Genomic DNA, 12,914 nt, shown 5'->3' on the forward strand with positions numbered 1-12,914 from the left:
TAACAAGGGGATGGTAAAGGGGCTCGGCTGCGTCGGACCTCAGAGCCCGAGCATCCAGCGTCCGCCGCCGATCAGCGAGCAGAGCGAGACCGCATGGAAGAGGAGGAGCCACATCGCCGCCGGGGCGTGCGTCAGCCGGGCCAGTTGGTCGGCGTCGGAGTCGGGCGCACCGCCGTGGCGGCGCTTGGACTGCAGCTCGAACGCCGGCCGCACGCCGCCCAGCAGCAGGAACCAGACCACGGTGTACGCGAACGCCGACTGCACGTCGGGCGAGGTCAGCCAGGACACCAGGAGGAACGTCGTCCCCGTGAGGATGACGGTCAGCGCGCCGTAGAGATTGCGGATCATCACCAGCATCACCGCGAGCAGTGCGGTCGACAGCCACAGCAGCAGCGTGATCCGCCCGGCGGACAGCAGCCAGGCGCCTCCCAGGCCGAGCAGCGGGGGAGCCGTGTAACCGGCCGCCGCGGTGAGGATCATGCCGATGCCGGACGGTTTGCCGCGGCTGACGGTGAGGCCGCTGGTGTCCGAGTGCAGACGGATGCCGGAGAGCTGACGCCCGGTGAGCAGGGCGACCAGCCCGTGGCCGCCCTCGTGGGCGATGGTGATCGCGTTGCGGGAGAGCCGCCATATGAGGTCGGGCACCACGGCGGCTAGTGCCACGGTGGCCGTCACGACCACCAGCCACTGCTCGGGCGCGGGCTGGGTGCCGAAGACGCGATCCCACAGATCGCCCAGTGCGGTGCTGTCCATGGTGCGGGCGGCTCCTTGAGGTGAGTACGGCAGTGGTGTCCGCTCGACGTGCGAGTCGTGGCAGTCTGGCACTTATGTGCGGACGGTATGCGGCGAGCCGGCGGCCGGAGGATCTGACCGGGCTCTTCGGTGTCGAGAAGTGGGACCCGACGGAGACCCTGGAACCGGATTGGAACGTGGCCCCGACCAAGGAGGTCTACGCGATCCTGGAACGTCCTGTGAAGGACGCGGACGACCAACGTCCGGTTCGCCAGATGCGCACACTGACGTGGGGACTCGTGCCGTCCTGGTCGAAAACCCCGGAGGGCGGTGCCCGCATGATCAACGCCCGCGCCGAGACCGTCCACGAGAAGCCGTCCTTCCGCCGCCCCTTCGTGTCCCGGCGCTGCCTCCTGCCCGCCGACGGCTACTACGAGTGGGTCACCGGCGCCGACGAGCGGCAGCTGGAGGAGAAGGGGAAGCGCAAGCGCCCCCGCAAGCAGCCCTACTTCGTGACACCCGCCGACGGCTCCGTCTTCGCCATGGCCGGCCTCTACGAGTTCTGGCGCGATCCGTCCCTGCCCGACGACCATCCCCGGGCCTGGTGGGTGACCTGTTCCGTGATCACCACCGAGGCGGAGACGTCCCCGCTCGCCGTGGCCCCGGCCGAGGGGCCGGCCACGCTCGCCGACATCCACCCCAGGATGCCGCTCATGCTCACTCCCGACCGCTGGGACGACTGGCTCGACCCGTCGCGCACCGACATCGGGGAACTGAAGGCGCTGCTGGAACCGCCGCCCGGCGGGCTGATGCGCGCCTACCCGGTGACCACGGCGGTCAGCAACGTACGCAACAACGGTCCGGAACTGCTCGAGGAGCTGGCCGCGCCGGAGATGAGCACACTCTTCTGATCAGGCGGGATCCGGCAGGATGAGTCCGTGAGCCGCACAGGGACGACACGAAGGACCGAGACCGTCGGGACGGACACGGGGACGGCCAGGATCACCTGGTTCCCCGCGGAGGACGCCCGTCTGGTGCTCGCCGTGGGCCACGGCGCGGGAGGCGGTGTCGAGGCCCGCGACCTCCAGGCCCTCGCGGCCGCCCTGCCCGCCCGCGGAGTGACCACCGCCCTGGTGGAACAGCCCTGGCGGGTGGCGGGAAAGAAGCTGGCGCCGGCACCCCGGACCCTCGACGCCGGCTGGCGCGGACTGTGGCCGGCTCTGACGGCACCGGCGCTGCCCGTCGTCGCCGGCGGCCGCAGCGCGGGGGCCCGGGTGGCCTGCCGCACGGCGGGTGAGCTGGGGGCGCACGCGGTGCTCGCGCTGAGCTTCCCGCTGCACCCGCCGGGCCGCCCGGAGAAGTCGCGCGCCGACGAGCTGCTGGGGACGGGGGTGCCCACCCTCGTGGTGCAGGGCGGCCGCGACCCGTTCGGGCGCCCGGAGGAGTTCCCCGCCGGCGCGCACCGGATCGTCGAGGTGCCGTACGCGGACCACGGCTTCGCCGTGCCCAAGAAGGCCCCGCCGGCCGCGCACCGGGCGATGGACGTGCTCACCGCGGCGGTGGCCGGGTGGCTGGAGGGACTCCGGTGACGGGGTGGTCCCACCCGCCTCCCCCTGCGGGCCGCGCCGGCCCCGGGAATGCGCCGTACGGGGCCGCTGTTGTTCGGAGCGTCTGAAGAACAACGCTGTACGTGGAGAGGGAGTCCGTCGCATGGGTTCGACCATCTGCCCGCGCCGCTCGAACGCCGCTGAGCTGGAGTGGACGGTCCTGCACGCGGACAGGAGCACGCGGGAGCGTGCCCTGAGCGGAGCGGATCGACAGCCCGCGCAGCAGGCAGGTCGACTATTCTCCGATGCGAGCGGGTCCGGTTTCGGCTCCGCGACATCGTTGGAGGAGGTGGGTCCGGTCACTGGGACCGACACAGGGACCGACGACGGCCGTGCGCAGGAGACGACCGCCGAGCGCAACGCGCGCTTCGAGCGGGACGCCCTCGGTTTTCTCGATCAGATGTACTCGGCCGCGCTGCGCATGACGCGCAACCCGGCCGATGCCGAGGACCTGGTGCAGGAGACGTACGCCAAGGCGTACGGGTCCTTCCACCAGTTCCGTGAGGGTACGAATCTCAAGGCGTGGATGTACCGCATCCTCACGAACACCTTCATCAACTCGTACCGCAAGAAGCAGCGGGAACCCCAGCGGAGTGCCGCCGAGGAGATCGAGGACTGGCAGCTCGCACGTGCGGAGTCGCACATGTCCACCGGTCTGCGCTCGGCCGAGTCGCAGGCGCTCGACCACCTGCCGGACTCCGACGTGAAGTCCGCGCTGCAGTCGATCCCCGAAGAATTCCGTATCGCCGTGTATCTCGCCGACGTGGAGGGCTTTGCGTACAAGGAGATCGCGGACATCATGGGGACACCCATCGGTACGGTGATGTCCCGGCTGCACCGGGGCCGCCGCCAGCTGCGCGGCATGCTGGAGGACTACGCGCGTGAGCGCGGACTCGTCCCGGCCGGAGCCGGTGAGTCGGACGACACGAAAGGCTCGGCCTCATGAGCTGCGGAGAGCCGCACGAGACGGATTGCTCAGAGGTTCTCGACCATCTCTACGAGTTCCTCGACCGTGAGATGCCCGAGGGCGAATGCACCAAGTTCGAGGTGCATTTCGAGGAGTGCTCCCCGTGCCTGGAGAAGTACGGCCTGGAGCAGGCCGTGAAGAAGCTGGTGAAGCGCTGCTGCGGGCACGACGACGTGCCCACCGATCTGCGGTCCAAGGTGATGGGCCGGATCGACCTGATCCGCTCGGGGCAGGCCGTCCCCGAGCAGGACGTGGCCGTGGGCGGCGCCGACCGCCCGGCCGCCGCCGAGTGACCGCAGCCGCCTTCCCGCGCTGACCGCCGGCCCCAGAACCGTGTTCACCCGAACGTGCTAATCCGGTGCATCGGGGGATCGCAGCTGCCCACCGCTCGTTAGCCTGGCGCCTTCACGGGCCAGGCGGGGAGCGGGCGGTAAGGGTGAAGGGAACACCGGGGGCAGCGCGCGTCTACATCCTGTGCACCGCGGCAGGCGCCGGGTTTCTCGCGTTCCCGGCTCTCTCCCCCGGAGCGGGCACTCCCTGGGACACCGTCGCGCTCCTGGCCGCTCTCTGCCTGGCCGGTGAACTCGCGGCCCGGCGGTCCCGCCCCGGCGACGCCGTCCCGGCGGGCGGGGGAGCCTTCTTCCCGTTGCTCCTTGCCGCCGCGTTCCTCCTGCCGCCCGCCGCGGCCGTCCTCGTGCCCGTACCCGGCGCGCTGGCCGGCGCCGTCGACCGGCCGCCCGTGGCGGCCCGCCGTGTCTGGCGGGCCGCGCATCTCGCGGCGGCCGTGGGCGTGGCCTCGTGGGTCCACGCGGCGCTCGGCGGTCCGGCCGCGCTCGGCGGGACCGGCGACGGGGCCGGAGGGGGCCCGGCCCCCGACCTCCCCTACGCCCTGGTCCCTGCGGGCGCGGCAGCGCTCGTCTTCGGCCTTCTGCTGGCCGCGCTGGACGGGGGCATCCTGGTCACGGCCGAGCGGGTCGCCGCGCGGCACGCCTGGCGCGGACCGGCCGCGCGCTCCACGGGACCCCACGTCGTCCACGGGTGCGCGGCGCTGATGACGGCGGTCCTGTGGCGCAGCTCGTACGGGCCGGTGTCGGCCCTCGTCGTCCTGCTGCCCATGTACATCTCCAGTTGGGTGTTCGCCCAGTACCACCGGCAGCACGCCGCGCACCGCGCCACCATCAGGGCACTGGTCCAGGCCGTCGACATCAAGGACGGATACACCCGCGGACACAGCGAGCGCGTGGGCCGCGCCTCCGAGCTGATCGCCGGCGAACTCGGCATGGAGGAGGAGCGCACCGAGGCGCTCCGTTTCGCGGGCATCCTGCACGACGTGGGCAAGCTCGGCGTCCCGACGCGGATCCTGCGCAAGGAGGGGCCGCTCACCCCCCAGGAGCGCCGTGCCGTCGAACTGCACCCGGAGTACGGCCACGAGATCGTCCGGGGCATCGGCTTCCTCGACGAGGCGCGCGCCGCCATCCTGCACCACCACGAACGGCTCGACGGCAGCGGTTACCCCTACGGCCTCGCCGGGGACGAGATCCCGGAGTTCGCCCGGGTCGTCGCCGTCGCCGACGCCTTCGACGCGATGACCTCGACCCGTTCCTACCGGCGCGGACGCCCCGTACCGGCGGCGGTGCGGGAGTTGGAGCGCTGTGCGGGCAGCCAGTTCGACCCGCGGATGGTACGGGCGCTGGTACGCGCCCTGGACCGTCACGGCTGGTCCGCCGCCGCCAACACCGTCACCTCGGACGAGGAACCGGCAGGGCTGCCCAGACAGGGAACGGTGGGCGGCGCGCCGGCCACCGGGGCGGCCACGGACCGGCCCGGGCGGCCCCGGTGACGCGGCTCCGCCCGCCCGTGGCCGCCCTCGCGGTACGCGGGGCGGCGGTGGCCCTGGCCGTCCTCGCGCTGGCGCACACCCTGTGGCACGGGGTCCGGGAACCGGGGCACGCGCTCGCCTTCGGGGCGCTCATCACGGTCGGCGAGCTCGCCCGGTGGGGCTCCCTGCCCGGGGAACGCGAGCCGGCGCCCCTGGGCGCGGCCGGAGCACTCGCCTACGCCCTGCTCGGACGCAGCGGCGGGGAGGCCACCACGCACGGCGTACCGCAGGTGATCACGGTCGTCGCCGCCGCCCAGCTGCTCGCCGCCGTGCCCCACCTGGCGCGCGGCAGCGGTCCGGATCCTGACCTGGTGGCCCGCCGGATCCTGGCCGTCGCCTTCGCCGCGGTGTGCTTCCAGCCGCTGTACGCCTCGGGTCGGTCCCCGCGCTGGTTCGGCGAGGGTCCCTGCTTCACCCTCTTCCTGTTCGTGCTGCTCGGCCTCACCGCGCTGTGCGACGCGGTCCTCGCGGCGCTCGCGGCGGCGGCCCCCCGCCCCTTCGGGCCGCTGCTCCGGGACGAGCTCCGCGCCCTCGGAGGCATCGGGACGGCCGTCTGCGCGACCGGTGCGGTCGTGGCGCTCGGGGTCGCCGCCGCCGGGCTGTGGGCGCTGCCCGTCCTGTGCGTGCCGCTGCTGCTCACCCAGGTGTCGTTCCGGCGGTACGCCGGGGTCCGTGCCACCTACCGGCAGACCATCGCCTCGCTGGCCCGGTCCACCGAGATCGCCGGCTACACCCCGCACGGCCATGCCCGCAGAGTGGCCCGGCTCTCCACGGCGGTGGGGAAGGAGCTGGGGCTGCCGGGCCCCGAGCTGACCGTGCTGGAATACGCGGCGCTGATGCACGACATCGGCCAGCTCTCCCTCGTCGACCCGGTCCCGTGCGGGGCGACCGCCACGCTCCCGGCCGCCGAACAGCGCAGGATCGCCCTGTTGGGGGGCGCCGTCGTCCGGCGGACCGGGGTGGACACCGCGGTCGCCGTGGTGGTGGAACAGCAGGCCGACCCCTACCGGGAGCAGCCGGTCGCCGCCAGAATCATCCGGGTGGTCAACGCGTACGACGACCTGTGCGGGGAACATGCCGGGGGAGCCCTGCACGCGCTCGAGCAGCTCAGACTGGGCGCCGGCCGCGACTACCAGCCACGGGTCGTGGAAGCACTGGCCGGAGTCCTCGCACGCGAGGGTCCGTCCCCGCTCGGAACGGGTTAACCCATGGGTAATGAGCGAGCGTCCGGCCGGGCATGGTTGGATGCGAAGAGAGCGGAAAACTGAGGGTGTCCAGTCGGGACAGGCGGGAATCGTGAGGATCTTCGGGAAGGTACGGCATCGGCCGTCCGCCTCGTGGCGGCAGGCCACGGACCGCGCGTTCACGCTGATCGGCGACGGCCGGTACGAGGACGCGGGGGCGCTGCTGACGCGCGCGGCGGATCTGGAACCCTGGCTCTCCGAGTCGTGGTTCAACCTGGCGTTGCTGCACAAGTTCCGGCACGACTGGGAGCAGGCGAGGGCCGCGGGCCTGCGGGCCGTGGCCCTGCTCGACCGGGAGTCCGGCGCGCCGGACTGGTGGAACGTCGGTATCGCGGCCACCGCCCTGCAGGACTGGCCGCTGGCGCGGCGGGCCTGGCAGGCGTACGGGCTGAAGGTGCCGGGCAGTGGCCAGTACAACGCCGCGTCCACCAGCGAACCGACGGGCATGGAGCTGGGCAGCGCGGCGGTACGCCTCTCCCCGGAGGGTGAGGCCGAGGTCGTCTGGGGCCGTCGGCTGGACCCTGCGCGCCTGGAAGTGCTCTCCATCCCGCTGCCCTCGTCCGGGCGCCGGTGGGGCGAGGTCGTCCTGCACGACGGCGTGCCGAACGGGGAGCGGGTCACCGCGGCCGGGCCGTCGTACCCGGTCTTCGACGAGATCGAGTTGTGGGCGCCCTCTCCCGTACCCACCTGGGTGGTGCTGCTGGAGGCCGCCACCGAGAGCGACCGGGACGCGCTCGAGCGGCTGGCCTCCGACGCCGGGTTCGCCGCCGAGGACTGGTCGTCCTCCGTGCGGCTGCTCTGCCGCGCCTGTTCGGAGAGCCGGATGGAGAGTGACGAGGGTGACGGGGAGCACCTGGACCCGCACGACCACAGCGAGCCGGGACACCCCGGGCCGCTGGGCCACCGCACCGCGGGCGACCTGTGGGCCCCGGAGCGCGAGTGCGGGATAGCGGCCCCGGCCGCACTGGTGCGTGGGCTCCTGGACGGCTGGGTCGCCGACAGTCCGGACACCCGTGAGTGGCGGGATCTGGAAGAAGTCTGCTGAGCGGTGCCCGTAGGCTGTACGGGCACCGATTGCGGTGCGGTCCTCACGGGTTTCAGGTTTGCAGGAAGGCGTACGGCGGACATGTCGCAGCAGGAGACGGACGAGCAGGTCGGCGTGGACGACGAGGGTTTCCTCGTGGACACCGAGGACTGCGAGGCGCGTGAGGCGGCGCACCGCGAGCGCGGCACCTCCCGCCCGATCACGGTGGTCGGCAACCCGGTCCTGCACAAGGAGTGCAGAGACGTCACGGAGTTCGGTGACGAGCTCGCGCAGCTGATCGACGACATGTTCGCCAGCCAGCGGACGGCCGAGGGCGTGGGCCTGGCCGCCAACCAGATCGGTGTGGACCTCAAGGTCTTCGTCTACGACTGCATGGACGACGACGGGGTGCGTCACGTGGGCGCGATCTGCAACCCGGTGCTCGAGGAGCTGTCTCCCGAGCAGCGCCACCTCGACGACTCCAACGAGGGCTGCCTCTCCGTCCCGACGGCCTACGCCGCGCTGGCCCGCCCCGACTACGCCGTGGTGCGGGGCCAGGACGCCCGGGGTAACGCCGTGAAGGTCCGGGGCAACGGCTACTTCGCGCGCTGCCTGCAGCACGAGACCGACCACCTGTACGGCTACCTCTACATCGACCGGCTCTCGAAGCGGGACCGCAAGGACGCGCTGCGGCAGATGGAGGAGGGGACGCCCCGCTACGAGGTCGTCCCGAACGCCTGACGCAGCCCGGGGAGGGCCGCGCTCCGGTTACCTCGGAGCGCGGCCCTTCACTGGCGCCGGAGCGGTGGCGACGGTTGGCAACAAGATGCCGACATCCTTTCCCTCAGGGGTTGTTGACGCGCGTCGACTCCTCCGACAGGCTCACTCCGACAGCTCACCGTGATTGGGAGATCCCATGCTCAGACGTTCCGCACACTTGCTGCTCGGCCTTGTCATGATCATGGCTTTCGCGGTGGGTGGAGCCCTGGTCACCGCAGGGACCGCGCAGGCAGACGGCTGCTACACATGGAGCCGTACCCTGTCGCCCGGTGCCACCGGCAGTGACGTCACCCAGCTCCAGATCCGGGTCGCCGGCTACCCGGGCTACAACTCCGTGCTCGCCATCGACGGCTCGTACGGCCCCGCCACCACCGCCGCGGTCAAGCGCTTCCAGGCGGCCTACGGCCTCGCGGCGGACGGTGTCGCCGGCCCCGCCACGCAGTCCAAGCTCTACGCGCTCCAGGACGAGGACTGCACGCCCGCCCACTTCACGTACGGCGAGCTCAACCAGTGCAACACCACCTGGGCCGGCGGCGCCGTCGCGGCCGGTACCGCCAAGGCCAACGCCCTGAGCTCCATGTGGAAGCTGGAGGCCCTCCGGCACGCGCTCGGTGACCAGTCCATCCGCGTCACCAGCGGCTTCCGGTCCTACGCGTGCAACTCCGCGGTGGGCGGGGCGTCGAACAGCCGTCATCTCTACGGGGACGCGGTCGACCTCGGGTCGGGCCCGCACTCCCTGTGCACCATCGCCAAGCAGGCGCGTTACCACGGCTTCAACGGGATCCTCGGCCCGGGCTACGCCGGGCACAGCGACCACATCCACGTGAACCAGGGGCCGAACCACTTCTGGTCGGCCTCGCAGTGCGGTATCTGACCGCACTCCCGTAGCGGATCCGGCCCCGCCGGGGGGTGATCGTCCCACCACCCCGGCGGGGCTCTTCCGTCAGCCACCTCGGTCAAGGGGGGCCGGCGCCGGAACGTGCGTCGGCAGTCGTTCGGCGCGGTGCCCAGGAGCGGACGAACTGACGGCGCAGCGCCGCCGCGTTCCCGGCGCCGGTCCGCCCCGCGATCACGTCCACGGTCTCGTCCGAGCTCTCCAGCGGGTGCTGCACCGGCAGCACACGCTGCCGCAGCAGCCGGCGGTAGGCGTGGTGCCCGTCGCCTGGAAGCGGCGCGCGAAGGCACGGGCGATCCGCTCCATCCGGCCGAACGGCGGGCGCCGCGCAGCCGTTGGCCACGCGGCGCCCGTTCGCCGGAAGGGGGCGCGGGCTAGAAGTCGTCGTCGAAGCCGACCGACCCTTCCACCGCCACCTGGTAGGCGGACGGCCGCCGTTCGAAGAAGTTCGTCAGCTCCTGGACCCCCTGCAGCTCCATGAACGAGAAGGGGTTCTCCGAGCCGTAGACGGGCGGGAAACCCAGGCGGGTGAGGCGCTGGTCGGCGACGCACTCCAGGTACTGGCGCATCGACTCCGTGTTCATCCCGGGCAGGCCGTCGCCGCACAGATCGCGGCCGAACTGCAGTTCCGCCTCGACGGCCTCCCGCAGCATGTCGGTGACCTGCTGCTGGAGGGTGTCGTCGAAGAGCTCGGGCTCCTCCTTGCGGACGGTGTCCACGACCTCGAACGCGAAGTTCATGTGCATCGTCTCGTCACGGAAGACCCAGTTGGTGCCCGTGGCGAGCCCGTGCAGCAGACCGCGCGAGCGGAACCAGTAGACGTACGCGAACGCCCCGTAGAAGAAGAGCCCCTCGATGCACGCCGCGAAGCAGATCAGATTGAGCAGGAAGCGGCGCCGGTCGGCCTGCGTCTCCAGCCGTTCGATCTTCTCGACCGAGTCCATCCACCGGAAGCAGAACTGCGCCTTCTCACGGATCGAGGGGATCTCCTCGACCGCGTCGAAGGCCGCCGCGCGGTCCTCCGGGTCGGGCAGATAGGTGTCCAGGAGGGTCAGGTAGAACTGGACGTGCACCGCCTCCTCGAACAGCTGACGCGACAGGTACAGCCGCGCCTCCGGGGAGTTGATGTGCTTGTAGAGCGTCAGCACCAGGTTGTTCGAGACGATCGAGTCACCCGTCGCGAAGAACGCGACCAGCCGCCCGATCATGTGCTGCTCGCCGGGCGTGAGCTTGGCCAGGTCGGCCACGTCGGAGTGGAGGTCGACCTCCTCCACGTGCCAGGTGTTCTTGATCGCGTCCCGGTAGCGCTCGTAGAAGTCCGGGTAGCGCATCGGGCGCAGGGTCAGTTCGAAACCGGGGTCGAGCAGGTTCTTCTCGGTGTGCGCGCTCATCACTGGCATGCCTCGCAGGACTCGGGGTTCTCGAGCGAGCAGGCGACGGCGTCCGCGTCGGGGGCCGGCGTCTGCTGGACGGGGACGGCCGCCGCGGCGGAGGCCGCGCGGGCGATGCGTGTCGCCGGGCGCGACCGCAGGTAGTACGTCGTCTTCAGCCCCTGTTTCCAGGCGTACGCGTACATCGAGGAGAGCTTGCCGATCGTCGGCGTCTCCATGAACAGGTTGAGCGACTGGCTCTGGTCCAGGAACGGCGTACGGGCCGCCGCCATGTCGATCAGGCCGCGCTGCGGGATCTCCCACGCCGTGCGGTACAGGGCCCGGACGTCCTCGGGGACCCAGGCGAAGCCCTGCACGGAGCCGCCGGCCTCGCGCAGCGCCTCCCGGGTCCTGGCGTCCCACACGCCGAGCCTCTTCAGTTCGTCCACCAGATAGGCGTTGACCTGGAGGAACTCGCCGCTGAGCGTTTCGCGCTTGAAGAGGTTGGACACCTGCGGCTCGACGCACTCGTACACGCCGGCGATCGAGGCGATCGTGGCCGTCGGCGCGATGGCGAGCAGCAGCGAGTTGCGCATTCCGCTCTTCGCGATCCGGGCGCGGAGGGCCTTCCAGCGCTCCGGCCAGTTCAGCTCGGTGTCGTAGTGGTCGGGGTGCAGCACGCCGCGCGCCGCGCGGGTCGCGGACCAGGCGGGGAGCGGGCCGGACCGCTCGGCGAGGTCGCAGGAGGCCTCGTAGGCGGCGAGCATGATCCGCTCCGAGATCCGGGTGGACAGCGCCCGCGCCTCGGGCGAGTCGAACGGCAGCCGCAACTGGAAGAAGACGTCCTGCAGACCCATCGCGCCCAGGCCCACCGGCCGCCAGCGGGCGTTGGACCGGGCGGCCTGCTCGGTGGGGTAGAAGTTGATGTCCACGACGCGGTCGAGGAAGGTGACGGCGGTACGGACGGTGGCGTCCAGCCGCTCCCAGTCCATCGTGCCGCCGTCGACGAAGGCGCCGAGGTTGACCGAGCCCAGGTTGCAGACGGCCGTCTCACCGTCGTCGGTGACCTCCAGGATCTCCGTACACAGGTTCGACGAGTGCACGACCCGGCCCGGCTCCGCCGTCTGGTTCGCGGTGCGGTTGGCGGCGTCCTTGAACGTCATCCAGCCCTGGCCCGTCTGCGCGAGCGTCCGCATCATCCGGCCGTACAACTCGCGCGCCGGGATCGTCCGGCGGGCCAGGCCCGCCGCCTCCGCCGCACGGTAGGCGGCGTCGAACGCGTCGCCCCACAGGTCCACGAGGTCGGGCACGTCGGCCGGGGAGAACAGCGACCACTCGGTGTCCGCGTCCACGCGGCGCATGAACTCGTCGGGGATCCAGTGCGCCAGGTTGAGGTTGTGCGTACGCCGCTGGTCCTCACCGGTGTTGTCGCGCAGCTCCAGGAACTCCTCGATGTCCGCGTGCCAGGTCTCCAGGTAGACGGCGGCGGCGCCCTTGCGGCGGCCCCCCTGGTTGACCGCGGCGACCGACGCGTCGAGCGTCTTGAGGAACGGCACGATGCCGTTGGAGTGCCCGTTGGTGCCCCGGATGAGCGAGCCGCGGGCACGGACACGGGAGTACGAGAGGCCGATGCCGCCCGCGTGCTTGGAGAGGCGTGCCACCTGGTGGTAGCGGTCGTAGATCGAGTCGAGTTCGTCCAGCGGGGAGTCCAGCAGGTAGCAGGAGGACATCTGGGGGTGCCGGGTGCCGGAGTTGAACAGCGTGGGGGAGGAGGGCAGGTAGTCGAGGCGGCTCATCAGGCCGTACAGCGCCTCGACCTCCTCCAGGGCGCGCTCCGAGGTGTCCTCGGCCAGTCCGGAGGCGACCCGCAGCAGGAAGTGCTGGGGGGTCTCGACGGCCTGCCGGGTGAGCGGGTGGCGCAGCAGGTAGCGGCTGTGCAGCGTCCGCAGCCCGAAGTAGCCGAAACGGTCGTCGGCGCCCTCCGCGAGGGACCGCTCGACCAGTGCGTCGAGCCGGGGCGCGTGCAGCGCCACGAACTCTGCGGTCCGGTCCGCGATCAGGCCCTCGCGGTGCCCCACGGAGACGGAGGCGGAGAAGGAGACCGCACCCTGGCCGGCGGCCTCGTCGGCGATGGCGCGGGTGAGGAGCCGGGCGGCGAGCCGGGAGTAGGCCGGGTCCTCGGAGATCAGCCCGGCCGCGGCCTCGGTGGCCAGTGCGCACAGCTCCGCCTCGTCCGCCGCGGCGCTGCGGCCGCGCAGCGCCGCGGCGGCGACCCGGCCGGGGTCGGTGTCGGGGAGATCGGCGGTCAGCTCGGTCAGGGTACGCAGGAGCGCGGTCCCCGGCCCGTCGGCCGTGGTGTGCGTGGACTCGGCTGACGCGGTCGCTGAGACCGGGTCGGCGGGCGCGATGGTCACTG

General features: G+C 71.9%; 12 protein-coding genes and 1 pseudogene. 9 read left to right on the plus strand and 4 right to left on the minus strand.

The features are described from left to right. Positions 1-39: 39 nt before the first annotated feature. Complete coding sequence (locus ACH4VO_RS01290; RefSeq protein ID WP_360997181.1) at positions 40-753, minus strand: M50 family metallopeptidase; 714 nt, start codon at positions 751-753, stop codon at positions 40-42. A 74-nt stretch (positions 754-827) separates the two neighbouring features. Here ACH4VO_RS01290 and ACH4VO_RS01295 point away from each other — a divergent pair, with 74 nt between their 5' ends. From ACH4VO_RS01295 to ACH4VO_RS01335, 9 genes are all read left to right on the plus strand, one after another. Continuing rightward, positions 828-1,643, plus strand: coding sequence for an SOS response-associated peptidase (locus ACH4VO_RS01295; RefSeq protein WP_360997179.1), 816 nt, complete (start codon positions 828-830; stop codon positions 1,641-1,643). 27 nt (positions 1,644-1,670) lie between these two features. Next, positions 1,671-2,321, plus strand: a complete 651-nt coding sequence (locus tag ACH4VO_RS01300) for an alpha/beta family hydrolase (RefSeq protein ID WP_360997177.1) — start codon at positions 1,671-1,673, stop codon at positions 2,319-2,321. 307 nt (positions 2,322-2,628) lie between these two features. Beyond that, complete coding sequence (locus ACH4VO_RS01305; protein WP_069170812.1) at positions 2,629-3,285, plus strand: sigma-70 family RNA polymerase sigma factor; 657 nt, start codon at positions 2,629-2,631, stop codon at positions 3,283-3,285. Then, complete coding sequence (rsrA, locus tag ACH4VO_RS01310) at positions 3,282-3,599, plus strand: mycothiol system anti-sigma-R factor (protein ID WP_360997175.1); 318 nt, start codon at positions 3,282-3,284, stop codon at positions 3,597-3,599. The genes ACH4VO_RS01305 and rsrA overlap by 4 nt, the downstream gene beginning before the upstream one ends. Before the next feature lie 143 nt (positions 3,600-3,742). Beyond that, the gene (locus ACH4VO_RS01315; protein ID WP_360997173.1) at positions 3,743-5,146 is read left to right on the plus strand and encodes an HD-GYP domain-containing protein; all 1,404 of its coding nucleotides are present in this window, start codon (positions 3,743-3,745) and stop codon (positions 5,144-5,146) included. Next, complete coding sequence (locus ACH4VO_RS01320; protein ID WP_360997171.1) at positions 5,143-6,390, plus strand: metal-dependent phosphohydrolase; 1,248 nt, start codon at positions 5,143-5,145, stop codon at positions 6,388-6,390. Before ACH4VO_RS01315 ends, ACH4VO_RS01320 begins: the two co-directional genes overlap by 4 nt. A 91-nt stretch (positions 6,391-6,481) precedes the next feature. Further along, the gene (locus tag ACH4VO_RS01325; protein ID WP_360997169.1) at positions 6,482-7,474 is read left to right on the plus strand and encodes a hypothetical protein; all 993 of its coding nucleotides are present in this window, start codon (positions 6,482-6,484) and stop codon (positions 7,472-7,474) included. An 81-nt stretch (positions 7,475-7,555) separates the two neighbouring features. Next, positions 7,556-8,194: a peptide deformylase gene (def, locus tag ACH4VO_RS01330; protein ID WP_360997167.1), complete on the plus strand. Its 639-nt coding sequence runs from the start codon at positions 7,556-7,558 to the stop codon at positions 8,192-8,194. A 175-nt stretch (positions 8,195-8,369) separates the two neighbouring features. Next, positions 8,370-9,107 (plus strand): D-Ala-D-Ala carboxypeptidase family metallohydrolase, encoded by a 738-nt coding sequence (locus ACH4VO_RS01335; RefSeq protein ID WP_360997166.1) that lies wholly within the window; start codon positions 8,370-8,372, stop codon positions 9,105-9,107. A 71-nt stretch (positions 9,108-9,178) separates the two neighbouring features. Here ACH4VO_RS01335 and ACH4VO_RS01340 read toward each other — a convergent pair. The 3 genes and pseudogenes from ACH4VO_RS01340 to ACH4VO_RS01350 form a co-directional block, all read right to left on the minus strand. After that, a pseudogene (locus ACH4VO_RS01340) lies at positions 9,179-9,419 on the minus strand (helix-turn-helix domain-containing protein); the annotation flags it as partial. Between the two features lie 83 nt (positions 9,420-9,502). Then, the gene (locus ACH4VO_RS01345; protein ID WP_360997164.1) at positions 9,503-10,519 is read right to left on the minus strand and encodes a ribonucleotide-diphosphate reductase subunit beta; all 1,017 of its coding nucleotides are present in this window, start codon (positions 10,517-10,519) and stop codon (positions 9,503-9,505) included. Beyond that, entirely contained in the window at positions 10,519-12,912 is a 2,394-nt protein-coding gene (locus tag ACH4VO_RS01350; protein WP_360997162.1) for a ribonucleoside-diphosphate reductase subunit alpha, read from the minus strand. Before ACH4VO_RS01350 ends, ACH4VO_RS01345 begins: the two co-directional genes overlap by 1 nt. Between the last annotated feature and the right edge of the window lie 2 nt (positions 12,913-12,914).

Source organism: Streptomyces sp. NPDC020780, from assembly GCF_044334475.1.
Classification (GTDB): Bacteria; Actinomycetota; Actinomycetes; order Streptomycetales; family Streptomycetaceae; genus Streptomyces.